The organism is Rosenbergiella metrosideri (assembly GCF_022602565.1).
In the GTDB taxonomy this organism is placed as follows: domain Bacteria; phylum Pseudomonadota; class Gammaproteobacteria; order Enterobacterales; family Enterobacteriaceae; genus Rosenbergiella; species Rosenbergiella metrosideri.
In genome coordinates this window covers 1-24,949 of sequence record NZ_JALBCV010000007.1, presented here as the reverse complement: position 1 = coordinate 24,949, position 24,949 = coordinate 1, and the positions used below count along the sequence as shown (strand labels likewise).

At 45.0% G+C, this 24,949-nt stretch carries 26 protein-coding genes and 1 rRNA gene; 14 read left to right on the top strand and 13 right to left on the bottom strand.

The annotated features are described in order from the left end of the window. Positions 1–28: 28 nt before the first annotated feature. Both MKR94_RS08505 and MKR94_RS08500 read right to left on the bottom strand, forming a co-directional pair. A complete protein-coding gene (locus MKR94_RS08505; protein WP_241646537.1) occupies positions 29–235 on the bottom strand; it encodes a helix-turn-helix transcriptional regulator in 207 nt (68 codons plus the stop codon). Positions 236–335: 100 nt separating this feature from the next. Further along, positions 336–1,019, bottom strand: a complete 684-nt coding sequence (locus MKR94_RS08500; RefSeq protein ID WP_338328016.1) for a DUF6387 family protein — start codon at positions 1,017–1,019, stop codon at positions 336–338. A 205-nt stretch (positions 1,020–1,224) separates the two neighbouring features. On the opposite strand from MKR94_RS08500, the gene MKR94_RS08495 reads away from it, so the two are divergent. Further along, entirely contained in the window at positions 1,225–1,815 is a 591-nt protein-coding gene (locus tag MKR94_RS08495) for a glycoside hydrolase family 19 protein (RefSeq protein WP_241646536.1), read from the top strand. Between the two features lie 27 nt (positions 1,816–1,842). Here the strand turns inward: MKR94_RS08495 and MKR94_RS08490 are convergent, their stop codons facing one another. Both MKR94_RS08490 and MKR94_RS08485 read right to left on the bottom strand, forming a co-directional pair. Continuing rightward, on the bottom strand, positions 1,843–2,334 hold the full coding sequence (locus tag MKR94_RS08490) for a hypothetical protein (protein ID WP_241646535.1): 492 nt from the start codon (positions 2,332–2,334) through the stop codon (positions 1,843–1,845). Between the two features lie 185 nt (positions 2,335–2,519). Then, positions 2,520–2,666, bottom strand: coding sequence for a hypothetical protein (locus tag MKR94_RS08485; RefSeq protein WP_241646534.1), 147 nt, complete (start codon positions 2,664–2,666; stop codon positions 2,520–2,522). A gap of 399 nt (positions 2,667–3,065) precedes the next feature. Between MKR94_RS08485 and MKR94_RS16970 the strand changes: the two genes are divergently transcribed. Next, complete coding sequence (locus tag MKR94_RS16970; RefSeq protein WP_277755629.1) at positions 3,066–3,260, top strand: helix-turn-helix transcriptional regulator; 195 nt, start codon at positions 3,066–3,068, stop codon at positions 3,258–3,260. Between the two features lie 43 nt (positions 3,261–3,303). On the opposite strand, the gene MKR94_RS08480 is transcribed toward MKR94_RS16970, so the two are convergent. The 3 genes from MKR94_RS08480 to MKR94_RS08470 all read right to left on the bottom strand — a co-directional run bounded on the left by MKR94_RS08480 (position 3,304) and on the right by MKR94_RS08470 (position 6,714). Then, positions 3,304–3,480, bottom strand: coding sequence for a toxin-antitoxin system HicB family antitoxin (locus tag MKR94_RS08480; protein WP_241646533.1), 177 nt, complete (start codon positions 3,478–3,480; stop codon positions 3,304–3,306). Positions 3,481–4,368: 888 nt separating this feature from the next. Beyond that, positions 4,369–5,373 (bottom strand): glycine zipper family protein, encoded by a 1,005-nt coding sequence (locus MKR94_RS08475; RefSeq protein ID WP_241646532.1) that lies wholly within the window; start codon positions 5,371–5,373, stop codon positions 4,369–4,371. Positions 5,374–5,955: 582 nt separating this feature from the next. Beyond that, positions 5,956–6,714 (bottom strand): alpha/beta fold hydrolase, encoded by a 759-nt coding sequence (locus MKR94_RS08470; RefSeq protein ID WP_241646531.1) that lies wholly within the window; start codon positions 6,712–6,714, stop codon positions 5,956–5,958. A 262-nt stretch (positions 6,715–6,976) separates the two neighbouring features. Here MKR94_RS08470 and MKR94_RS08465 point away from each other — a divergent pair, with 262 nt between their 5' ends. The 5 genes from MKR94_RS08465 to tauD all read left to right on the top strand — a co-directional run bounded on the left by MKR94_RS08465 (position 6,977) and on the right by tauD (position 10,863). Beyond that, on the top strand, positions 6,977–7,351 hold the full coding sequence (locus MKR94_RS08465; protein ID WP_241646530.1) for an RcnB family protein: 375 nt from the start codon (positions 6,977–6,979) through the stop codon (positions 7,349–7,351). Between the two features lie 126 nt (positions 7,352–7,477). After that, positions 7,478–8,461, top strand: a complete 984-nt coding sequence (gene tauA / locus MKR94_RS08460) for a taurine ABC transporter substrate-binding protein (protein WP_241646529.1) — start codon at positions 7,478–7,480, stop codon at positions 8,459–8,461. After that, positions 8,458–9,231, top strand: a complete 774-nt coding sequence (locus MKR94_RS08455; protein ID WP_241646528.1) for an ATP-binding cassette domain-containing protein — start codon at positions 8,458–8,460, stop codon at positions 9,229–9,231. The genes tauA and MKR94_RS08455 overlap by 4 nt, the downstream gene beginning before the upstream one ends. Next, positions 9,228–10,037: an ABC transporter permease subunit gene (locus MKR94_RS08450; RefSeq protein WP_241646527.1), complete on the top strand. Its 810-nt coding sequence runs from the start codon at positions 9,228–9,230 to the stop codon at positions 10,035–10,037. The genes MKR94_RS08455 and MKR94_RS08450 overlap by 4 nt, the downstream gene beginning before the upstream one ends. Continuing rightward, a complete protein-coding gene (gene tauD, locus MKR94_RS08445) occupies positions 10,027–10,863 on the top strand; it encodes a taurine dioxygenase (RefSeq protein ID WP_241646526.1) in 837 nt (278 codons plus the stop codon). Before MKR94_RS08450 ends, tauD begins: the two co-directional genes overlap by 11 nt. Positions 10,864–10,906: 43 nt before the next feature. Here tauD and MKR94_RS08440 read toward each other — a convergent pair whose 3' ends face one another. Then, positions 10,907–12,046 carry a porin gene (locus tag MKR94_RS08440; protein WP_241646525.1) on the bottom strand — a complete coding sequence of 380 codons (1,140 nt, stop codon included), beginning with the start codon at positions 12,044–12,046 and terminating at the stop codon, positions 10,907–10,909. Between the two features lie 294 nt (positions 12,047–12,340). Here MKR94_RS08440 and MKR94_RS08435 point away from each other — a divergent pair, with 294 nt between their 5' ends. From MKR94_RS08435 to MKR94_RS08410, 6 genes are all read left to right on the top strand, one after another. After that, positions 12,341–13,687 (top strand): nucleobase:cation symporter-2 family protein, encoded by a 1,347-nt coding sequence (locus MKR94_RS08435; RefSeq protein ID WP_241646524.1) that lies wholly within the window; start codon positions 12,341–12,343, stop codon positions 13,685–13,687. Then, positions 13,680–15,032: an 8-oxoguanine deaminase gene (locus MKR94_RS08430; RefSeq protein WP_241646523.1), complete on the top strand. Its 1,353-nt coding sequence runs from the start codon at positions 13,680–13,682 to the stop codon at positions 15,030–15,032. The genes MKR94_RS08435 and MKR94_RS08430 overlap by 8 nt, the downstream gene beginning before the upstream one ends. Before the next feature lie 28 nt (positions 15,033–15,060). Further along, entirely contained in the window at positions 15,061–16,326 is a 1,266-nt protein-coding gene (locus tag MKR94_RS08425; protein ID WP_241646522.1) for a TonB-dependent receptor, read from the top strand. A gap of 162 nt (positions 16,327–16,488) precedes the next feature. Further along, positions 16,489–17,073 (top strand): YceI family protein, encoded by a 585-nt coding sequence (locus tag MKR94_RS08420; RefSeq protein WP_241646521.1) that lies wholly within the window; start codon positions 16,489–16,491, stop codon positions 17,071–17,073. Between the two features lie 118 nt (positions 17,074–17,191). Beyond that, positions 17,192–17,845, top strand: coding sequence for a DUF421 domain-containing protein (locus MKR94_RS08415; protein WP_241586487.1), 654 nt, complete (start codon positions 17,192–17,194; stop codon positions 17,843–17,845). 25 nt (positions 17,846–17,870) lie between these two features. Further along, entirely contained in the window at positions 17,871–18,404 is a 534-nt protein-coding gene (locus MKR94_RS08410; RefSeq protein ID WP_241646520.1) for a lipocalin family protein, read from the top strand. Here the strand turns inward: MKR94_RS08410 and MKR94_RS08405 are convergent. The 4 genes from MKR94_RS08405 to MKR94_RS08390 form a co-directional block, all read right to left on the bottom strand. Then, on the bottom strand, positions 18,395–19,363 hold the full coding sequence (locus tag MKR94_RS08405; RefSeq protein ID WP_241646519.1) for a D-cysteine desulfhydrase: 969 nt from the start codon (positions 19,361–19,363) through the stop codon (positions 18,395–18,397). The genes MKR94_RS08410 and MKR94_RS08405 overlap by 10 nt on opposite strands. A 16-nt stretch (positions 19,364–19,379) precedes the next feature. After that, on the bottom strand, positions 19,380–22,157 hold the full coding sequence (gene polA / locus MKR94_RS08400; protein ID WP_241646518.1) for a DNA polymerase I: 2,778 nt from the start codon (positions 22,155–22,157) through the stop codon (positions 19,380–19,382). A 335-nt stretch (positions 22,158–22,492) separates the two neighbouring features. Further along, on the bottom strand, positions 22,493–23,119 hold the full coding sequence (dsbA, locus tag MKR94_RS08395; protein WP_241646517.1) for a thiol:disulfide interchange protein DsbA: 627 nt from the start codon (positions 23,117–23,119) through the stop codon (positions 22,493–22,495). Positions 23,120–23,144: 25 nt separating this feature from the next. After that, a complete protein-coding gene (locus MKR94_RS08390; protein WP_241646516.1) occupies positions 23,145–24,131 on the bottom strand; it encodes a serine/threonine protein kinase in 987 nt (328 codons plus the stop codon). 95 nt (positions 24,132–24,226) lie between these two features. Between MKR94_RS08390 and mobA the strand changes: the two genes are divergently transcribed. After that, on the top strand, positions 24,227–24,784 hold the full coding sequence (mobA, locus tag MKR94_RS08385; RefSeq protein ID WP_241646515.1) for a molybdenum cofactor guanylyltransferase MobA: 558 nt from the start codon (positions 24,227–24,229) through the stop codon (positions 24,782–24,784). Positions 24,785–24,840: 56 nt separating this feature from the next. Here mobA and rrf read toward each other — a convergent pair. After that, positions 24,841–24,949: ribosomal RNA gene (gene rrf / locus MKR94_RS08380) — 5S ribosomal RNA — on the bottom strand; the annotation flags it as partial.

Sequence of the window (24,949 nt, the reverse complement as noted above, 5' to 3'; positions counted from 1 at the left end):
TCATAAATAAGAAGGCTGTAATTTTATTTCAAGCGACATGCTTTCTTGAATTTTCAATAGTTAATTGAATCCACTCTTCCACTTCACTTTCAATGAAAGCAACGGCACGAGCACCGATTTTAACGGGGCAAGGAAAACGATTTTGGTTGATGAGGTGATAGATCCAGGCTTTACCGTATCCAGTGCGATGCAGAACCTCTGGTAAACGAATAAGGCGTGTAGTGTGCTGATTCATAGTCGTTTCCTTTTATGTCGTTTTGATGGAAACGACTATACGAATGAATCAGCGGGAAAGAGACCGAAGCTGGGAACGCCAGAGCTAATGGAGGTTGGCCTTAGTCAGAATCAGCGATTTTCATCACTTCTGAAACTCTGATGTTTTTGAGATGGCTGTTTTTGTTGATGAACAGATAAAACTTTCGGATAAACGGTATACTCGCCGCCTTCAGAGCAAGGGGTCTGTCTGTATCTCTGATTTGGTGATTAAGACGTGTTTGTTCCTCATTGTCATCGTCCGTATATAGAAGCCGGGAAAGGCGGTCTTCGGATACACGAACCTGGTGCAGGTTTGACCATACTAAGATATCAATGAGGGGTATCAGTCTGTAGTTGATGATTTTCTTAATCGTGCCATAGCCGAAGCGGATAGCGTCGGTTGTATCTGCCTCGATACCTCTGACCTTACGCCACTGAGGTAGTGCAGCCTTCAGGGATTCAGCAATTTCTGCATCTGTTCCATTAGTCAGGTCGATTTCGACCATACCGGTATCCCTGAACAGGCGAGGTAGAGCTTCTGATACAGGTTTATCGAGGAATTCACGGTTAACCGAATACTCATCGCCGCCTTCCCAAAAGAACAACGAATTTTGTAAACCTACTATGCTGAGTTGAGCCAACCTCTCGGTTGTCGTCAAAAAGAAGTGCGGTGGCTGGTAGAGGGTGTCTTCCCTGGTCAGGTAGCCCAGATGCTGCTCTGTAATTAGGAAAGTATCGCGGTTTTTTATTATCAGTAGTATCATAAAGACGCAACAAAGCGCACAATTACCGTGTATATACGGCGGCAACCAAAACGACAATTAATATTTACCTTTATAGCAAATACAATTTCTCAATCAGAAAAGATAACATTAGAAATATAATGTGTAATTAATTTTATAATGAAAGCATTGTGTAAACCTAAAGCCATATATTAATTACCGCCTTTTGAAGGGTAGAGGAATTTTAATGTCAGTGAATATTGATTTTGAATTATTAAACCATATAGCACTTCATTTCAAAAATTCGAAGTCTAAGATGACTAAACAACATCAAATTTATAATATTCGGCATTTGGTAGCACCTTTAAACTTGTGGTTAAAGCAATATAATATCGACACGCCACTTCGTGTAGCTCACTTCCTAGCTCAAGCTTGCTGCGAAACCTTTCAATATTCTGCTCTTACAGAATATCCTGCTCATGGTGGAAAGGAATACGACGCAGGCACTAAAATTGGCCGTAAACTCGGCAACAACTTAAAAGGAGATGGCCCTAGGTATATTGGCAGAGGCCTACTACATCTCACTGGGCGGTTCAATAATCAGCTTATGGGGAAACGAATTAACGTCGATTTGATTAATGAGCCTACACTTGTTGCAAGTGATTTAAATATCGCAGTAATAACCGCTTGTGAGTATTGGACAATGAGATCATGTAACCTTGATGCTGATAGGGATCAATTTGACGCAATAATGGTGAAAATAAATGGCGGAACCTATGGGCGCGAAGAAAGATTAAATGCTCTAAATCGAGCAAAGAAATACCTAAAGATACTTTAACTATATGGGGTCTATGCCCCATGAATATTACCTATCAGCAAAATTAGGTGTGTGTCCATCTATTTTATCACTAATAATATAGATATTCTCCAAGTCTACAGCACAAGCTTCAAATGCTGAATAAAATTCAGCGATTAAATTTAGCCCCTTGCTAGATGATACCTTGTAATACTGTCTGTAAAGAGGTTGATCATACATTGTTTCTAAACCAGAAGTTTTCATCTCTGATTTTTTTATATTATCTCTTTTAGCAAGACGATTCATTAGTCTATGCCTTTCAGATACAGATATTTCCTCAGAAGATAACATCTGAATTTTATATGTTACTTTATCGGTAGGACCACTACCTAGAAGCAAGTCAATATACTTTTTTAATCCTTCCTCATCAAAACTTGAGGTTAAGGCAGTCATTATCCTTCCATCAGAGTCTAGCGAACAGTTTGGAACGATCTCTAATTTTTTAGCCATCGAATAAGATGAGTAAAGCGCCACGAAAACAATAATAATTTTCTTAAACATTTCAATCTCTCAATAATAAAAATTCACCATTAAATAATAATGTTTTCTATCAATAACTGAAAGTTAAAGAATAGTGGCTGAGTAAAAATATTCGCTCCCCCACCATAAATTACAGTCCAATCTTAACGTTTTATTTTATAATGTGACTTTCTATTTTCAATAGTGCTTACATCAATAGGCTTACCCTATAGGTTTACGACAGCATCTAACTCTTTGGACTCCAATTTTAAAGGATGGTTAATCCACTGATCGACCTGCTGTAACGACTTGACTACAGTAGCAGTCGCATCGACTAAAACTTCTCGGCAGTCAGGGATAATAAATACTCCCATCTTTGTAAACCATTAATTGGTATTTATTATTGGTAGAAATGGCAAACGTAGTTTCATACTGCCCTTACCTTCATACCGATTAGCACCCTGATTTAGCGTGTACACAAGGGTGTACCTAAATCAAAAATGATCAATATCAAAGCCAGTGATGCCAATACTTTGGTGCCATTACTCAATAAACAGATTCTAACCCGTAACTTGCGGGTTTTATTGTCTCTTAAAGTATCATAGCATATCGCCAAATCTCCCACTTTTGATGTACTGCATTATGTACCAATTACCTTTTTAACCGCTAGCGTTTTGGTACAAGCAGGAAGAATGGGAAAGCTACCAGACATACAGATAAAAGCCTGGCTAAGATCTTAGGAATGCTTCGAGGGACGCTCTGACGGAAACTGATTGTATCTGTGCTACCGAAAAGAGTTCTCAATCCCAAAATGGCGTTTTCGCTACAGCTATGGAAGAAAGGCGCGTACAATATGGAGGCGAGTCGCGTCTGGATCTTTTCCAAAGCCGATAAAAATTTTCGCCCGTTTTACTGCCTGGCGCGCCGAGGAGGTAAAAGAATGGATAGGCCAGCAGCGTGCTCATTGATAGATATGCGGCGACGCATCACCGCGAAACATCATCCTTTAGGTTAAATGCCACGACGTTTAAGTTCTTGTCTTGCAACTTCTTTGAACCAATTGCCGAGAGTGGTTTGCTCTTTAGCTGCTTCGAGATCGAGTTGTTCTCTTAGCTCAGGATGAATACGGATCTGGAAGGTCGGCGATTTGCCGCGAGTTTTGGGTGTGCGATCTTTAGCTCTTGACATTGTACGTACCTTATACAATAGAGTTCATGAAAACAAGCCGTTCTGTAAGGTACTCGCAATACCTCACAAAGCCTGAAGTCACATATATGGCTACATCGAAGTGTACCTAGATCTTTGCCGCAATCAACCGTGCGCAGCACCAGTCACAGACGCTGGGACGCTGCGGAAGCGCTTTCCGCCACTGAACTAAAACCCTACTCTATCCCTGCCAACTGGCGGGGATTTTTTTACGTAAAGCTAAAAATTCGACCTTTAAAAAGTTTGATTATTTGTGTATCAAAAAATAAACAATCAAAATCAATTGGTTGGCATAAAGAAAAGAAGTGGGTTCAGAATATTGAGTAAGTCTATCTAAAGCCCTTGATCGCTAATGGGCTTAATTTCCCTCCTCTCTCATATCCAGACTTAGCCAATTTTATAAATTTCCTGATTAAAAGGAATTTTTAACCGTGTAATCAGAATCCCTGCATAGAATACGCCCCCTGGTTATAAAAATAATCAAATAAGATGGATTTTAATTAAAAAAGCAATAACCCCAAGTAAAAAGCAGCAGAAAAAACCAAATAACATGATAAAGATAATAGGTTTCATCGTCCTTATCAATTTCATATTGTCATCCTTAAGTGGGAAATTATAAGCTGGACTATTTTTCTCTAGAAAAAATATTTTTTTATTTTCTGATAAGTTAATAAAAAAATATGCCATTAGTGGAAAACCAAAAAAACCCATATGAGAGTATAATAAGTAATGACTTGGGATGGTATATTTCCCTAGAAATCCACGAACTAACTTCTTATAATTAGACTGGAATTTACAATATAAAATAACGCTCACCATAAGGCAGACCGAAGGTAGCATGGTTAACACCATTATCATCGTTTTCATCATTTACATTTCCATGTAATCGTAAATGGTATCCATTACGGCATCACTCGATTTAGCTCCGAGATAACCTCCCGCTATGGTACCCACCGCAGCACATACTACAGCACCCGTTCCTGCAGTGGCGATCCCTATTGCGGCGCACACGCTCAAGCCTATTGCAGAACCTGCTACACCTGTTCCTAAACTACTTAGCGTCGTTACCCCAAACTTACTATATTCTTTATATACTATCCTTTTACACTCATTCTCTCGTCCGTAAGTGCAAGCATTGATAACTTCATTAGTCGCCCCAAAAAGGGAAAAGCCTATACCTATATAACCACCTGCTTTCAAATATTTCGCTGCTTTCGCTGCATTACTTATATAACTAGAATAGCCCGGTATCCCTCCCAAACCGACTGTTGACCATTCGTGTACAATAGAGCGACTCGATAGATTAAGCGCTCTACGCATATCTTCATAAGGCTTAAACTTTAGCGTATTAAGTTTAAGTGATTTCAATAGTGGCTTATTCACAAGCTCTTTAAGCTGGTTAAAAAGTTGCTTACGTTCTATAAAGAACTGTTGACTAGTTAGTCTCCCTTGTGAACGATACTGCTTCTGGTAACTCACTTCAATCTTTTGTAGAATGTTTTCAATTTCTAAGAAGTATTTCTCCCCTACACTCCCGACTGTTCCAAATATATTATTCCCAGCTGTTGTCAGTGCAGAAATTAAGCCATAGTGTCGCTGCATAAACATTGCTTCATCAGGAGATATACCAATTAATGCTCTATTTGTTCTTTGTCTAGTCTGCCGTAAAAAATCTAACATTTTCATAGTTTGTGCAGAAGCTGGGTCTGCAATAATAACTAATTGTCCAGGAATCAACCATGGAGTATCAATATTGTTTCGTATGAAGAGTTTTGCAGCTTCTGAGTTACTGTCTCGAAAAAGCATCCTTGCCTGAAACGCAAGATTTCCAGATTGTTGTATAACACCGTATGCGGGAGCGAGATCATGAGACATCCTATGTCCTCCAATAATATATATTCCGTTATAATATTAATTAAAACTAGTTATTTATTAGACTATATTATTGATATATGAATATATTTTTTTATTTTATATCTTAGAAAGATAAACTGTAGGTGAATTATTTTTATAATTACTCGGGATGGCAGTAATTTCATCTCATCGAAATATTATACAAATTCATTCCCCATCGAGTTAATGCCACTAGAGTGATGATCGTTATTATAAATTTTTATGCTGATTCGAGGATTGATGTTGATTTATCCATCTCAAATCATGAGAAAATTTGAGCAGATAAAAACCGATGAGGAATAATAGGAAATAAACTAAAAAATAAATTATTTTCTCACCTTCACGGTACTCTTTCTGATTCTAACCATTTTTCATCCAATAAAATCACATCCTATTTTATCAGTAAAAAGAGTATAACTTTCTCCTACACATCTCAGAACAAGAATAATCGCTGTGAAAAATAAAAAACAAAAATAGTCCTATTTATTATTTTTAATCATATCAACCATCATCCTTTAGATCGTTCCCCCCGCAGTAAACATCCCTGCGGGAGGCTACCATTTATTAGGCGTATTTATTAATAAATGCACTCATTATCGCCACCAGCTTTTCTGTTGCCTCGAGCGGCAGTAAGTGGCCGCAGCCCTCCATAATCTGATACTCGTGGGGGGAAAACTGGTGAAGCGTAGAGGATAGCTGCTGCTCCAGCCGTGGAACATTACCATCGTCCTCGCCTAACAGTAATAGCGCTGGAAGCGTTATATCTTCAAAGCGTTGAGTAAAATCTTCTTGGCTAGCCGTTTTCGCCCAGTAGGGAAACGCTGCAGGATTCGCCCTTAATACATCGTCAAGGGTACGCTGCTCGAGTTCAGCTGATAGCGGTTTATGGTGAGAACCTGCCACAAATTTACTGGCATGCTCACGAGTTGCCTGCCACTCATATTGCATTGAAAATTGCTGATCGGTCATGGGTTGCGGGCATAAGGGCGAGGGAGCCGTCAATATAATACCTGCCACCTCCGTCGGCGCTTCAAGCGCCATCGCCGCAACCAGCTTTCCGGTCATGGAATGGCCGATAAGCCATGGCTGACTCACCCCTAATTCTTTCAAGGTCGCCCTAACTGCTTCGGCTTGCGTTGCGATGGATGCTGGTGAAAGGTGGGCAGAGTCACCGAAACCCGGCATATCCAATGAAATACAATAAAAGTGCTGTGAGAGGGCATCAATAACAGGCAGCCAAGTCTGTGCGGAGCCGCCAAGATAATGCATAAAGACTAAAGGGGGGTGCTGGGGGTTACCTTTCTGAATTGACGTTAATATCATGCTAGCCTCTGAGTCGTGAGTTTCCTTACTCTTAAGCGTAATCGCTCTTTCACGCTCTACCTGAGGTTTCTACAACAAAATGTGTCGTTTCTTCTCATCTTCCTAGAAATCGTTAAGATTGACATGCTTTGTCATACTCTTTGTAGCAATCCTATCAGTTTTTCTAAATCGCCTGACATGACATCCCCTACACTAGGCAACATCAATTGAAGTTCGGCATCATTGACGTTATCAATCCGCTTAGGATTACTTTGGAGTCATTATGAAATTATTCGCTAACTGGAAAACACTTTCTCTGCTATCACTTTCAGCATTAATGGTGAGCCAGTCTGTCTTAGCAGATGGCCCAGACAGAGGACAGGATGATCGCTACGACGGAGGCCCTTCTCATGGAGAGTATCGTCATCACGATAATGGCCCACGTCATTTTTCATATCGTGGTCATGATTTTGATCGTGGCCGCCCAGTACCCGATGATTTTCGCGGCCCTGACTATCGCGTGGATGATTGGCGTGACCGTGGACTACCTTCCCCTCCACATGGCCAACATTGGGCTTATGTAGACGGTAATTACCTACTGGTCGCAGCAACCACGGGGATCATCACCTCAATTATCCTTAACGGTATGCATCCATAATTCCCCACCCCTCAGGTATTCTGCCTGAGGGGCTTTAGCTAATTTTAGTCTTTCTAAATGCCTAATATGTAGTTTGGCGTCCCCCCTTATTCGATTAAATTTCTAAAAAACGAATAAGGAATATCTATGAAAGGCCTACTCGCTAGTTTATTGATCGCTGCAACCTTCCCCTTTACCACTCTCGCCGCTCCCATCGTGATTGGCTACCAAACTGGCGTTGACCCGTCAAAAGTCGCTCAAGCCGATGGTGTTTTTGAAAAAACAATTGGTCAACCACTCGATTGGCGTCGCTTCAATAGCGGACCGGAGGTTGTCGCCGCATTAGCCTCTGGTTCTATTCAAATCGGTAATTTAGGCTCTAGCCCATTTGCTGCCGCGGCCTCGCGGAACCTGCCGATTGTCGCTTTCCTAGTATCGACTCAAATTCACGATGCCGAAGCCTTGGTTATCCGCAATGCTAGCCATATCAATAGTTATCAGGATTTGAAAGGTAAGACCTTGGCCACGCCTTTTGTCTCGACGTCGCACTACAGCTTACTGGCGGCATTGAAGCACTGGGGCTACAAACCCGGTGACGTGAAGATTGTTAATCTTAACCCTCCGGAAATCGCCGCGGCCTGGAAAAGAGGGGATATTGATGGCGCCTTTGTTTGGTCACCCGCTCTCAGCCAAATAGAGAAAGATGGCAAAGTGCTGACTGACGCAAAACAGGTGGGTGAATGGGGTAACCCCACGTTTGAAGTATGGGTTACGCGTAAAGACTTCGCTGAGCAGCACCCAGAAGTCTTAGCGAAGTATGCACATGTCGTATTAGAAAGTTTCGATCATTATGCTCAGCATCCTGAGCAATACCGTGCCACCAGCGAAAATGCGCAGAAAATCGCTAAATTAGTCGGGGTATCCGCCCAAGATATTCCTGATTTGCTCTCTGGTAGTGTTTATCCCACCTATACACAACAACTTAGCTCATCATTTCTGGAGGGTGGCAGCGCAATAGCCACCAAAGCGACTGCCGAGTTCTTGGTTGAACAGCATCGTATCCCTGCCGTATTACCTGACTATCGCCCGTTTATCAGCGATAAATTCGTCAAGTTGAGTCGTCAACCATGAGCACGCTACAGATTATTCAAGGGCATGTAACCTTCACTCACGGCGAAGCGCAGCAACCTATCTTCGATAAGATGTCGATGTCGATAAATAAAGGGGAAAGTGTTGTGCTGCTTGGCCCCTCTGGATGTGGTAAATCTACCCTACTAAACGTATTTGCTGGCTTTCAATCCTTAGATGAGGGGCAGGTTACGCTCAATAATCAATCTCTTAGTGGACCTACGGGACAGCGGGCGGTGGTTTTTCAAGATGATGCCTTATTACCTTGGTTGAACACCGAACACAATGTCGAAATCGGTCTTAAGATCCAAGGTATTCCCAAGGCACAGCGTCAAAAAATTGCTCATGACTATCTCGAGTTGGTCGGATTAGCTGCCCAGGCTAAGCAGCCGATTCAACAACTCTCTGGGGGACAACGGCAACGTCTGGGGCTAGCTCGCGCCCTTGCGATTAAACCTGACTTTCTTTTATTGGATGAGCCATTTGGGGCCCTGGATGCGCTGACACGAGAAAAGATGCAAGCGCTCCTGCTGACGATTTGGAAAGAGACGGGGGTGGGCTTTCTGTTAATCACCCATAGTGTGGATGAAGCCCTATTATTGGCCACCGATTTATATCTGCTACAAGGACCACCTACGCAAATCATCGCACACCAGCAGCCCCCCTTCGCCCGTCGTTTTTTAGACGGTGAGACAGTCAGATCGCTCAAAGCTGATAGCTGCTTCACTCATGACCGGCAATCCTTGCTGGATCAATTACTGGAGGTCGCATGAGGTCGCTACGTGGTGCCACCTATTCTCGATCTCCATCCAACCGTTATTTATCACTGGTCTCCAGTTTTACGGTTCTGGTGATCGTGGCAGCATGGTTTACCGCTTCTCACTACGGTTGGGTTAATACCCTTTTCTTTCCGTCGCCCAAGGCGTTGTTTCTGGCATTTAAACAATTATGGCAACAAGGTTACCTCGACATTAGCTTGGGTCAGCATATCACCGCCAGCCTGCTTCGGGTATTAGTTGCCTTAGCGATCGCCCTAGTAACCGCCATCCCTCTCGGCATTGTTATGGGGCTTACTCCGGTGGTACGGGCTGTTTTCACCCCTATCTTGGATTTTTATCGCCCTATCCCGCCACTCGCTTATTTACCCCTTATCGTTATTTGGTTAGGGATCAGTGAAGTCTCCAAAATCCTCCTCATCTTGTTGGCGATTTTCGCCCCTTTGACTATCAGTACAGCGGAAGCGGTAAGACGTATTGAACCACACCGAGTTCAAGCCGTGCGCTGCTTGGGCGCATCGTCTTGGCAGGTAATGAAGTGGGTCATTTTGCCCAGCATTCTTCCTGAGCTGCTGACGGGAGTAAGGATTACCTTAGGCGTCGGCTGGTCGACCTTAGTGGCCGCAGAGCTTATCGCCGCTAATCGTGGCTTAGGCTTTATGGTGCAGTCTGCCGCACAGTTTTTATCAACCGATGTAGTGGTGGCTGGGATCCTCCTCATTGCAGCGGTAGCACTCGTTATCGAACTCCTGCTTAGACAATTACAGAAAAGATTTGCCCGTTGGAGCCTGTATGACTATTAACGCGACCCCACTTACCCCTGCACTTGGCGCAAGGATTGACGGTATTGATTTGACCCAAATGACCGCTGATGATCAGCGTACGGTGTATAAATTACTCCTAAAATACCAAGTGCTTTTCTTTCGTGGTCAACACCTGTCGCCCGCCGATCAGGCTAGCCTCGCTGAGCGATTTGGTCGCTTACATATCCACCCCATTTACCCGAAAGTCGAGCAGCAACCCGAAATTTTAATTCTCGATACGGCACTCAACGATTTACGGGACAACGCACTTTGGCATACCGATGTAACCTTTATCGAAACGCCTCCCCTAGGCTCCATCCTTAATGCCATTCAAGTCCCTGAATATGGTGGTGATACATTATGGGCGAGTAGCAGTGCAGCCTACGATGCGCTCTCACCGCCCATTCAACAGCTGATAGATGGTCTCGATGCCGAACATGATATTCAACTGTCTTTTCCCGATGAGCGTTTTAGTACGACCGCGGAAGCTCAACAACAGGTCGCTAAGGCTCGTCAAGATCATCCGCCGGTTATTCATCCCGTGGTGCGTGTGCATCCCGATACCAGTAAAAAAGGGCTTTTTGTGACACCTGGATTTACGCGGCGGATTATTGGGCTAAGTGCATTAGAAAGCCGGGCTTTACTGGAGCTTCTCTTCGCTCACAGCACGCGACCGGAGTTTTCGGTTCGTTGGCATTGGCAGGCGAATGACGTGGTATTTTGGGATAATCGTATTACTCAACATTACGCCTGTAATGACTATCACCTCCAACGGCGGGTAATGCATCGAGCCACTATTTTAGGCGATAAGCCGAAAGGTCCATAATACAACACGCCTTCATCCTAAGGATGAAGGCGTGGGTGAGCGATTAGAAGTCGTAGCGGAAGCGTACGAGGTTCATATCCCCTTCTTTATCGGTAGTTGACGCAAAGACGTGCTCATAATCGACACGGAAGCCGTAATAGGCAAATAACGCAACCCCTACACCATTATCGATACACTTGTAATTACGACCATTGACGTATTCAAGACGGTCACCCATAACATAAGGCATTACCGCCTTCACACCCATTTGCTGAACTGGGAACTTATAACCGGCAAAATATTCCACGCCCCATGCATCACCAGCAAAGTAGTTATTTGCATTTTTCAGCTTGGTTTTCAGGAAGTTTTGATAGTATCCCCCGCCTGCGGAAATGGTCCAATTACCCGGTGTCCAGCCCAAGGACGTCCCGACGATATTTTGGTTATAATCTTTACTCTGGCCATGCGCATGGTCATAAACGGTGGCTTTGGTGTAGTTCCAAGCCGTTCCCCATGAGAGGTCTTTGTTAATATGATAATCGATACCGACAGAACCGCCGCCTTTACGTTTGTAGCGCATTTTGTCGCTAGTCAGTAAAGGATCGTCGCCAAAGAGGTACGAGGCATAGACATCAAAATCGCCTACTCGGCCTTTATATTTCAGCATTTTACGCGAACGGTAAGACCCATCATAATCACCATTTACCCCGTTACCCGGTGCTTGAGCTAACATATCGTCATCCCAAATATCGGTTTTTGCCCCGACCGCATCGTAATAAACGCTATTCTGTTGTCCGAAGGTCAGTTGGCCATATTGCTGGCTCTTTAAGCCGGTAAACCATTGGCGGCGGGTGGTATTGGTCGCACCAGATGCGTGATGATTATCCCAGTTAAAGACTTTAGGAATATTAACACCAACTTCGTAGTAGTTAACCCAATTGATATCTTGGGTCAGTGCGTAATCCACACTGAAACGAAAACGTGTGCCACCATCAAAACCGTTGCGTTTGTATGATTTATCTTTGCCACCGGTCTGATGATTGAACTGAGGACGGATACTTCCACCCACTTTGACATTTAAGCGGCTGAGTGGATCAGTCGCCTGAGGATCTTGTTTTAAGAGAGTAATTTCTGCTTGGCTGACAGCGGGGAGTCCCAGTAAACACAACGCCAAGATAGAGGGCGAAAATAAACGCGTATTCATTAATATAATTATCCTGTAATTAAACACTGCAATAATCGAGCAAGGTGATTATCCTTACGCTTTATGACAAAAATATGAATTTCTTGGAATAGTCTTAAAAATTAAGCACTAAAATGGTGCGTATTGACCTAATAAGCCTCAAAAAGTAATAAACTGAATCAAAAATTACTTACTTAAAAGTATTCTTATCCTCGCAATCAGCCATAACCCCCTGTTTTGTCCTTAATCCGCATCAATTAAATAACTGGAATAGTTTTTGCTGGGATAAGTAAAAAAAACAGTGGATGCGAGCCAATGCAAAAAACAAATGATGAACCGCTACTTTATGGTCTAAACGATCGTTTACCTTTCATACCTGCAGTCTGTACCGCCGTCCAGCATATGTTGGCAAGTATTGTTGGGATTGTGACCCCCCCCTTAATTATTGGTAGTTCCCTTGGCCTCACGCAGTTTCTACCTTATTTAATCAGCATGTCCTTATTTGCTTCAGGTGTTGGTACGGTCATTCAAGCAGTACGTTTTCGTAATATCGGGGCGGGGATGATTTGTCTGCAAGGCACTAGCTTTGCCTTCTTGGGCGTCATTATTGCCGGGGGGTTACTGCTAAAGCAGCAGGGGGCGACACCGGAGCAAATTCTGGCGATGATTTTTGGCTGTACCTTAGCGTCGGCAATTATTCCACTGATTGTCAGCCAATTTATCCATACCTTTTCTCGCGTATTGACGCCACTGGTCACCGGTATCGTTATAGTCTTGATTGGTATCAGTCTAATTAAAGTCAGTATTACCGATTGGGGTGGCGGATTTGGTGCGACGGACTTTGCCGCGCCACATAATCTTGGGCTAGGGCTTTTTACCCTCCTGATCATTGTGCTGATGAACTGTAGCCGTCGTCCTTGGTGCAAGCTCTCTAGTATTATCGTTGGAATTGTTGCTGGCAGCCTTCTCGCCACACTTTTAGGTAAGTTTCACCCGCATTTTAGTTCAGGCCTCCTTCCCGCTTTGCCTATTCCCTTTCGCTTTGGTATCAGCTTTTCATGGTCGGTCTTTATTCCCATCGCTTTAGTCTCGTTAATCTCAATCATCGAAACAGTGGGTGACCTTACCGCCAACTGTATGCTGTCAAAACAACCCCTGGTTGGGCCAGATTTTCAAAACCGAATTCGTGGTGGGATTTTAGGGGACGGCGTCAGCTGCTTAGTCGCCGCAATATTCTCATCTTTCCCGAACACCACATTTGCCCAAAACAATGGCGTTATTCAGATGACGCAAGTTGCCAGCCGCTATGCAGGAATCTGGATCGGTGGGTTATTCATTTTATTGGGGCTCTTCCCTCAATTTAGTCAGTTACTTGAGCAACTCCCTAAACCGGTACTTGGCGGTGCCACCTTAGTGATGTTTGGGAGTGTCGTGGCAGCGGGTATTCGTATCATGACCCGAGAAAGCTTAGATAGCCGCAGCATGCTGATTATCGCCCTAGCGTTCGGTGTCGGGTTAGGGATCGAATCGCAGCCGGACATCTTGAAAGCGATGCCACAGTTCTTCCAAACCCTCTTCCAAAATGCCGTCACCAGCGGTGGAACATTGGCCATATTACTCAATTTATTGTTACCTGTTTCGAAGGAAAAAATTGATGTCTAAGCGTTTATGGATTAAACAACCCCTAGCCTGCTTTGATGGAACTCAGCAAATTGAGACCAATGGCCTAGTGATTGAAGACGGTAAAATCGTTGAGCTTTTGGCGGTTGGACAGCAACCCTTTCACCCCTGCGAGACAATTTTTGATGCGCGTCAGCACGTGGTCTTACCGGGACTGATCAATACCCACCACCATTTCTACCAGACATTAACCCGAGCGTGGGGGCCGGTCATCAATCAGCCGCTATTTCCCTGGCTGAAAACCCTTTATCCGGTTTGGGCCAAATTAACGCCGCAAGCATTACGTCTGGGGAGTGAGGTCGCCTTAGCTGAACTGTTGCTATCTGGGTGCACCACCACCAGCGATCACCACTATCTTTTTCCTGTCGGGATGGAAGAGGCCATTGATATTCAAGTCGCTGCGGTTAATCAGCTTGGGATGCGCGCGACGTTAAGCCGTGGCTCGATGAGCCTTGGGGAGAGGTCTGGCGGTTTGCCTCCTGAACATACAGTGCAAGCGGCCGAGATCATTTTAGACGATAGCCAGCGGCTTATTGAGCGTTACCACGATACGCAAGACGGCGCGATGATAAACATCGCCTTAGCGCCCTGCTCACCCTTTTCCGTGACGCCGGACATCATGAAGCAGAGTGCTAAACTGGCTGAAGAGAAAAATGTCCGCCTACATACCCATTTGGCCGAAACATTGGATGAAGAGGCGTTTTGCCTAAAGCTTTTTGGCTTACGTACCGTCGACTATTTAGATTCAGTGGGATGGCTAAGCTCCCGTACTTGGTTGGCGCATGGAATTCACTTTAATGATGAAGAAATTTACCGTTTGGGGAAAGAAGGCGTTGCCATTAGTCATTGTCCAGTTTCTAATATGCGGCTCGCTTCGGGCATCTGCCGGACGCAGGAGCTTCTGCAAGCGGGAGCCACTATTAGTTTAGGGGTGGATGGTTCGGCATCGAACGATGCCTCGAATATGATGTATGAAGCACGACAAGCGCTTTACCTTCAACGATTGCGATACGGGACGCAAACGATTACGCCAGAATTAGTATTGGGCTGGGCAACACGAGGAGGTGCCAAAACGTTAGGTCGGGACGACATTGGGGAAATTAGCATCAGAAAACAGGCCGATTTAGCATTATTCACATTAGAAGATATACGTTTCAGCGGTAGTCACGATCCGCTCGCCGCTTTACTACTGTGTGGCGCTGAACGGGCCGATCGCGTGATGGTAGCGGGTAATTGGCGAGTCATCGACGGGGAAATCGTGGATATAGACCTACCGAGACTCCTTAACCATCACCGCAAAGCCGCTAAACAATTGATCGATTTATAACAATAATTTTATTCAGGTAGGGAATAACATGCAGACACACTCATCATTATCTCATCGCACGCGTGGACTTAGCCGCTATTTGGTATTAACTGCGTTAGTCCCACTGTTTGGTTATGCCGCCACCGCTGATACCAACTCGGCCTCGACGCTGGAAGAGGCGATTACCCAGGGTAAGGTCAGCGGTAGTGTACGTTCAGTGTACTATTCGACCCATAATGCCTACTTTACTCAGGGGCTGAACCAAGACACCATCAGTTACGGGGGGTTCCTAAAATATGAGACGGCGCCACTCGATGGATTTAACCTTGGGGTTAGCGGTATATTTGTGCGGGGTATTAACCATGGGTCAGCTAGCAAGACCGTCAGTGAACTCGGCGATAACCAAACCAATATTGGCGAAGCATGGTTGCAGTGGCGTAATGATGATTTTCGAATCACCGCAGGTAACCAACAACTCGATACTCCCTTCTTAGGGAATTACGACTGGCGTATAACGCCAATAATTTATCAAGCGATTGATGCCGAATATGGCCATGGTGAAGATTTTATTCGGGCAACTAAAGTCTTCCGTTACAAATCTTGGGGTTCAGATCGCCAACAGCGTTATACTGCCTATGGTTCTGATGAAAAGACTAATGGTATGTGGTCACTGGGGGCCGGACATCATTGGGATATTAATGATGTTCACTTAAACGGCGTTGCGTGGTACGAAAATTATAACGACTACAGTGATATCTTTTATACCGAAGGTCATGCCCAATGGAACCAAGCGCCCTTGCAGCCCGATTTCGGTATCCAGTATCTTCGCGGCACGGGTAACGGAAAAGATTTAGCAGGCCCGGTGAACAGCCAGAGCATTGGCTGGCAGCTTTCTGTCAATCTGCTGAGTAACCTGAACTGGAAAGTCGGCTACGACTACTTGGCGAACAATGCCAGCGGCCATCAATACCCTCTTGTGACCCCTTATTCACATAACACTTCTTCCGGCCCTTATTTCGCTCAACCCTTCTTCACCAGTACTCAAGATCTCGGGAATGGAAACGCTTGGGCCACCAGCTTGAATTATAGCCCGACAGAGCAAGTGACCCTAGGAACCCACTACTCATGGATGGATCTTAAACCGGCTAATAGCAATGGTAGTTTACGTCAGTCTGAGTACCTTATTTATGGTATTTATAGCTTCGGTGGTGCACTCAAAGGCCTGAGCCTGAGCGATTTTGTCGGCGTTCAGACATCACCGCTCTATAAGAAAAACTTCTGGCAGAACCGCGTTGCCTTGCAATACGATTTCTAACCGTTTCGGGTGCCTACTTAGGCACCCTTTTTTATATAGTGCTGTGAAGACTGTCATTAAATCGAACAATTTATTTGAACTAAGAGTACAAAACTATTAACTATCTGTTAATCAATAAATAAGCCATGATTAATAAATTGACCCTACACAGGATAGAAAATAATGAAAAAAATCAGCGCCGTTCTCTTACCTTTTGTTGCAGTCAGCGCGCTATATAGCGCAACCTCCCACGCGGCGGCAGTAGACTACCAATTAGATACCGCCCACACTTCGATTGTAGTGAGTTGGGATCATTTTGGATTTTCGCATCCAACTGCTGATATTCCAGGCGCAACGGGGGTGATAAAATTTGATCCGCAACATCCTGCTACATCATCGGTACAAGTCTCTATTCCAGTCAGTAATATCGATACTCATGTACCGGCCTTAACTAAAGAGTTCCAAGGTAGCGATTACTTCGATACCACAAAATATACCACAGCCACCTTTACGAGTACCAAGGTGATCCCACGCGGCGAACACAAGTACGACGTTGAGGGAAATCTCACACTGAAAGGGGTCACTAAGCCCGTTACCCTGCATGCCACCCTCAATAAGATCGGTGAACACGCGATGGTGAAAAAGCAAGCGGTTGGGTTTGATGCAAGCGGCACGTTACAGCGTTCAGCATTTGGTATTGATAAATATGTTCCTGCGGTAAGCGATGCCATTAACCTGAACATTTCGACGGAAGCCTACGCTAAGTAATCCCCTTCTGGTTCCCAGTAAGATTTTTATTGGGAACAATTTTTCCTTATCTTCTCTCTGCTCGACAATTTGTATTATCCTTAGAGTCATTCATTGATCAAATTAGTAAGGATAATTTGTGGAGTATTACGAATTTACTTTCCTCAAATTACTGATTGGCTTCTGCGTTCTCATCGCTCACCTCAATCTTACCGGTAAGACCCAACTGTCACAGATGACGCCGATCGATTTTATCGGTAACTTTGTATTGGGTGGCATTATTGGCGGGGTGATTTATAGCGACACGATCCCCCTGCAGCAGTATGTCATTTTGCTGCTGCTCGGGGTGTTATTGATTAGCGCGCTAAATTTCGCGAGTAAGCATATCTCGGTAATACGTACCATTACGATTGGTGATCCGATTCCTATCATGAAAAATGGTAATTTTATCCTGGAGAACATACTTAAAAGTCGAAATAAGCTGGATATTGTGAGTCTAACCTCACAACTTCACTCCTTAGGCATTAACTCCTTCGAAGAGGTTCGCTACGCACAAGTTGAACCGGGTGGACAATTGAGCGTCATCACTAAAGAAGCGACAATGTTTTCAGTATTGGTAATCAAGACCGGCGAAATACGCCAAAATGGTTTAGAAATCATCGAGAAGGATGAGGAGTGGCTTACGGAAAAGCTCAAAGAGAAATCGTTGACTGTAGAAGATGTTTTTCTCGGCGAATTTTATAAAAGCGAATTATCTCTTCACCTCTATGATGGGACTAAAGAAACACTTTAACGACACCTAAATAAGGCAATAGAAGATGAAATATAAACTGCTGTTACCCCTTATTGGCTTGGGTTCTCTCGCACTCCTGTCAGCCTGTCAAACTATGACGCCTCCTTCGGGGGTCAACCCCGTCACGCCATTTGATATCGAGAAGTATCAAGGTAAGTGGTTTGAGGTCGCAAGGCTTGAGAATCGGTTTGAAAAAGGTCTCACCCACGTTACAGCAACATACCGTTTACAAAACGATGGCACTGTCACCGTTATAAACCGTGGGTTTAACCCTAAAAAAGGACAGTGGTCTGAGAGTATCGGTAAGGCCCGCTTCACCGGAAGTCGTGACCGCGCAGCATTGAAAGTGTCATTTTTTGGGCCTTTCTATGCCAGCTATAACGTAATTGCCTTGGATAATGATTACCAAACGGCCTTAGTCTGCGGACCCGACAGAAGTTATCTCTGGATCCTCTCCCGCCAGCCTCACTTAACCGCTACATCGCGTCAGACGCTCTTAATGAAAGCCAAGCAGGCGGGATTCGCTATTGACCAATTACTGTGGACCGATCAGGAGTAGGCAAAGAGCGCTGGCGCCCCCCCCGTATGGATAAATAGTAATGGGCCACTGCCAGCAAAACGTTGACTGTTAATCCCCGATAACATCGCTGCCATTGCTTTCGCTGTATAAACGGGGTCAAGGAAGATCCCTTCCAGCTGGGCCAGTAAATTCAGCGCATCGTTACCGCTATCATTGGTATAGCCGTAGCCGGGTGCGTAAAAGTCATCCCACAACTCGAGTGGCTGTTTCACTTTCACGTTCAGTGTCTCCGCTAAAGATTGACGTAGCGTATCAACAATCGACTGCTGCTGCGCCTGACTGCGCGAAACCGTCACCCCCACCAAAGAAACCTGTGGAAGATAGTGTTCCAGACCCACTGACAGACCAGCATGTGTGCCACCGCTACCTGATGCGACGATGACCGCAGCAAGGTCGGGAATATCAGCCACTTGATGCATAATTTCTTGCGCACACCCAACGTATCCCAAACTCCCCAAGGTATTCGAGCCGCCTACCGGTACAACATAAGGACGGAATCCTTGTGCTTGCAGTAATTCTGCTTGCGTGTTCAGCTGTTCGGCGAGAGAGTGTCCAACCTGTGCGGGTAAAACATTGACGCCTAATAAGTCGAGTAATAAACGATTGCCATTATGCTGATAACCTTCCGGCGCGTCCTCCAGAGGATTCTCTAAAATCGCCATACATTTTAGGCCTAGTTTCGCCGCCACTGCCGCGGTCTGTCTAACATGATTAGACTGGATCGCACCTGCGGTGAGCAAAACATCCGCTCCTTCTTGCAAAGCTTGTGCGGCGAGGAACTCGAGTTTACGTAGCTTATTCCCCCCTAATCCTAGGGGGGTCAGATCATCGCGTTTCATGTAGATATCGCGTTCCGCATAATCGGATAGCCGCGGTAGGTACTCAATGGGGGTCGGCGCGCCAACCAGCTCTATTTTCGGGTAATTATCGATTAACATTGTTTCACTTTCTCGCTTAATGCGCCTGATCCCAGTTATCACCTAAGCCGGTATCCACTTGTAGAGGTACCGCTAGCGTGACGCAGTTTTCCATAATTTCGCGTACTTTTTGCGTCGCACTATCGACCAAGTCTTCATGCACTTCAAATACCAATTCATCGTGTACTTGCATGATCATCTTGATACGGTCGGGATCTTGAGTCGCCAACCAGTGATCAACACCGATCATCGCACGTTTGATAATATCGGCTGCGGTACCCTGCATTGGCGCATTGATCGCCGCCCGCTCCGCAGCTTTGCGGCGAATCGCATTGTTCGACTTAATGTCAGGCAAATAGAGTCGGCGTCCTTCGAGGGTTTCAACATACCCTTTTTCCGCCGCACTTTGACGTGTAGTTTCCATATAGGTCAAGACACCTGGGTAACGCTCGAAGTAGAGGTCCATATACTTCTTCGCTTCACCCGGGGCTATCCCTAATTGGCGAGATAGCCCGAACGAGCTCATGCCATAAATCAGTCCAAAGTTAATTGCTTTGGCACTACGGCGTTGTTCGCCAGTCACCTTATCGAGTGGGGTACCGAAGACTTCTGAAGCCGTGGCTCGGTGGATATCTTCACCTTGGGCGAAGGCTTGTAACAAGCCTTTATCTTGTGAAAGGTGCGCCATAATCCGTAGTTCAATTTGCGAATAGTCCGCCGCCAAAATTTTATGGCCAGGGGCGGCAATAAACGCTTGGCGAATGCGCCGACCTTCATCGTTACGCACCGGTATATTCTGAAGATTTGGATCGGTCGACGAGAGGCGTCCTGTTGCGGTAACAGCCTGATGATAAGAAGTATGTAAGCGACCCGTAATCGGGCTAATCATAAGAGGCAGCTTATCGGTATAGGTCGATTTTAGTTTCGAGAGACCACGGTGCTCAAGAATCACTTTAGGTAACGGGTGATCAAGCGCTAGCTCGGCCAGGACTTCTTCACTGGTTGAAGGCGCACCACCTGGGGTTTTTTTCGTCGGCTTAATACCCTGTTTTTCAAAAAGGATCGTCTGTAACTGTTTAGGCGATGAGAGATTAAAGCTTTCCCCTGCCAGCTCGTGCGCTTTCTTCTCCAATTCTTCGAGGCGCTGCGCCAACTCTTGAGAGTGTGCCGAAAGAATCAGCGGCTCAATTAATACGCCATTGCGCTCGATTTTCGAGATCACAGGTACGAGTGGCATCTCGATTTCGTCGAAGACTTTTTTAGGTCCCGCTTCATTTTCTAATAAAGGCCAGATTTTCTGATGCAGCTGTAGCGTGACATCGGCATCTTCCGCTGCATACTGAGCGGCTTGCTCAAGGGCTATTTGATTAAAAGTCAGCTGCTTTTTGCCTTTGCCAGCAATCTCTTCAAAGGTGATCGTCTTATGGCCTAACCAACGTTGTGAGAGGCTATCCATATCGTGTTTACCGGCCACACTGTTATAGAGATAAGACTCCAGCATGGTATCGAAACGAATACCTTTCAATTCAATGCCATAGTTAAGCAGTACGCCACGGTCATACTTTAGATTCTGGCCAACTTTTACCACATTCTCGTCTTCTAATAATGGCGTAAACTGAGCCAGGACGTCGTCGCGGTTGAGTTGCTCAGGGGCATCCAAGTAGTCGTGGGCCACAGGGAGATAAGCCGCCTCGCCTGCAGCTGTAGCGAAAGAGAGACCGACAATTTCAGCAGAGTAAGAATCTAGAGAGGTCGTTTCTAAATCAAAAGAAAACAGCTCACTATTTTTCAGCTTAACAAGCCACTCATCCAGTAACGTCTGATCAAAAATCGTTTGGTAGTTATCGGAAGATAAACTGATTTCAGGTACAGGGGCCGCTTCTACCGGTGCAGTATTTGTGGCCTTTGAGGTCGACTTACCACTTAGCCAGCGGTTATTTTCCACATCACCTAGCCAACGTTTAAATTCATAGCGGGCAAACAGGTCGAGCAAAAGTGTTTGATCCATCGGGCCGACCTTCAGTTGCTCACAGGTGAGCGCTAACTCAACATCGGTTTTAATTGTAGCAAGTTGATAGGAGAGCATGGCCATTTCTTGATTTTCGGCCAATTTTTTACCCATGGTTTTCGCCCCGCGAAAACTTAGGCTAGCGACTTTATCGAGATCGGCATAGATGGTATTTAGACTTCCCAACCCTTGTAATAACGCCTGAGCAGTCTTTTCACCTACACCCGGTACACCAGGAATATTATCGGACGAGTCACCCATTAATGCCAAATAATCAATAATCAGCTCTGGAGGAATACCGTATTTCTCGTTAACTTCTTCTGGGCCAAGAACGGTATTGTTCATAGTGTTGATAAGAGTGATATGGGGGCTAACCAGTTGTGCCATATCTTTATCACCAGTACTGATCAATACATCCCGCCCTTCTTGCTCCGCTTGACGGGCCAGCGTACCGATAACGTCATCAGCTTCAACGCCAGATACAGCGAGTAACGGTAAGCCTATCGCTTTAACCATCTGGTGCAAAGGTTCGATTTGCGAGCGTAGATCGTCCGGCATGGGAGGGCGGTGTGATTTATATTCAGCGAACAGCTCATCACGAAAGGTTTTCCCTTTGGCATCGAATACGACGGCAACATGACTAGGCTGGTATTGCAGTAATAGGCTACGCAGCATATTTAGCACGCCATACATCGCCCCTGTCGGTTCCCCCGCAGCATTAGTGAGCGGCGGGAAAGCATGGAACGCTCGGTAGAGATAAGAAGAACCATCTATTAGGATCAGCGGGTTTGGTGCGATTTGAGCCATAGGTATTAATTTCTGAGTTGGGCCGTGGATAAGCGTTAGCATGCCACAGAATAGAATGAATGTTGAACATGTCAGTGACTGGCATGATCACATATAAAGAAAATTAGGTCTAAGATCCTGTGGATAACTCTGTGGATCTATTTATTACGTTAATTACAAATTGACCAAAACATACAGTTTTTCTAGATAAAAATCATTTAAAACATAATGTTAAATTAGATCTTCAATGTTTCCTTACATAATTACCGGGTTACACTTCTGTGAATAAAAGGATCGAGTTTCTTATTCAGAATAGGATAACCCCCTGAACAACTGAGTATTCAGAGGGATTACGCTTATTTATTCAGCAAAAACTTCGTGACGTTAACATAATCCGCTGAGAAGTTAGGTAGTGAACTCGTATCAAGCCCGGCATTATTGATTTGGTATTTCCCATTGATGAACAGTGCAGGAACACCATTGATATCAAAATCAGTCGCGGCTTTTTCTTGCTGGCTGACCAGTGCTTTCACAGCAAAGCTATTCCATGCCGAGTCATAAGCTTCAGGAGTAATACCCGCAGCTTTGACAAAGACGTCTTTTAGGCTTTGTTGATCTTTAATGGTTTGAGACTTTTGCAGGCCATCGAAGATAGGATCCATGACTTTATCTTCTACACCTAGTGCCATAGCAACTGCCCAAGCATGGGTCAGGATTGGACCGTAGTCGCCGCCTAAGAAATCAACATGGTAACGTGTTAATTTCACATTCGCAGGAAGCCCCTGTTCAACCGCTTGATTGATTTTATACGTCCGTTCAAAGTCGTAGCAGTGTGGGCAGAAAAATGAGAAAAATTCGACAACTTTTGGCGCACCATTTACCGGCTTTTCAATCGCCTGGTACTGCTTACCTTCCGTGAAGGTTGCTGCAGAAGCACCAAAGGCAAGCATTGCCCCAAAGAGAGCAAATAATACTTTTTTCATTTTTTACTTATCTCCAAATTATCATTCAAAATTGAGGCATCATCAGTGAGGGAGGCGATTGTAACAACGCAGTCTGCGCGTGAATTTCTGCAATCTGCCGCCTCCAGAAATCAGCCTCTTCAAACCAAGGAAAAGCTTTAGGAAAAGCAGGATCTTGCCAACGTCTGACTACCCACGCTAGATAATAAACCATGCGCATCGCACGTAAAGGTTCAATCAGTGACAATTCATTAATGTTGAACTCGGTTAGCTCTGTATAACATTCTAGCAGAATATCCCATTGCACTCGTTGTTCATTCAGGTCACCGCTGACTAACATCCAGAGATCTTGTACGGCCGGACCATTACGCGCGTCATCCAAATCGACAAATAGCGGTCCATCACGCCATAAGATATTACCGGGATGGCAATCGCCATGTAAGCGTAAGACATCCCAATCTGTATGCCACAGACGAGTTAACTGCGTTCCTAATTCACTCAGTGCGGCGATAAAATCCACTTTTAAGGCTGCAGGGATGAGTGATGTTTCTTTTAGTAAGGCCAAGGGTTGATGAAAATACTCATCAAGACCCAACGACGGTCGATGACGGAATTGATATTGCCGGCCAACGTGATGAATACTCGCTAACGTTTGGGCAGCTTGTTCAAGATGGTCGTAATTATCAATTTCATATTGTCGCCCGCCCAAACTGGGGAAGACTGCAAAAGCAATACCTTCTGTTTGCTGTACAGTGGTTCCGTGAAAACTGAGTGGCGCAGCGACCGCAAGATTAGCCTCGGCGAGTTCTTGCGTGAATTGATGTTCTTCATGTAACTGCTCAAGCGACCAACGCTGTGGGCGATAGAATTTAGCCACATAACGCTTTCGGTCTTCATCGCTAAATTGCCAGACACGGTTTTCATAGCTATTGAGCGGGGTTAACCCCGAGTCAACGCGTATCCCCGTATTCCATAACGAGTCTAATACGGTTTCGGGATCAAGTGTTTGGAAATCGAAGCTCGGTTGGATCATAATCTCTGCAATAATGTAAAAAACTGAGCAGCAGGATACCATCAACCCTGCTTGCCAGTCTGATTATTTGAACGATTAATTGATAAGGGTTAACTGTGATCAGTGGCATTATTTTGGCGGGCGGTGCGGGACGGCGCATGAATGGGAAAGATAAGGGACTCGAACAGTGGCACGAGAAAGCGTTAATTGACCATGTCATCGAGCATTTAGCGCCACAAGTCAGTCACTTGGCCATTAATGCAAATCGACATATTTCGATCTATCAACAGAGAGGATATCCTGTCATTCAAGATAAGGTACAAACTCTTCTTGGTCCCTTAGCGGGTATAGAGGTGGGATTAGAGTCAATAGAAACAGAATGGCTTGCCGTTGCGCCTTGTGACAGTCCATTGTTTCCCAATGATTACGTGCAACGACTCTACGAATTCACTGTTCGCCATAACTTGCCCCTCACTTGGGTACGACAAAAAGGTCAAGATCATCCTCTGTTCTGCCTAATTCATCGAGACTTAAGGGGAAAGTTGCACGATTTTCTTTACCAAGAGGAAAAGCGGAAGGTGACTAATTTTTTTACTCGCCACGGACGGGCAATGGAGTTTAGTGAAGAACTTCCCTTATTTACGAATTTGAATGATGAAGCATCGTTAAAATAAAAAAGATCCAATGCAAAAAGGCCATCCGTGAGGATGGCCTTTTCGACTTATTGGATGCCTGGCAGTTCCCTACTCTCGCATGGGGAGACCCCACACTACCATCGGCGCTACGGCGTTTCACTTCTGAGTTCGGCATGGGGTCAGGTGGGACCACCGCGCTAGTGC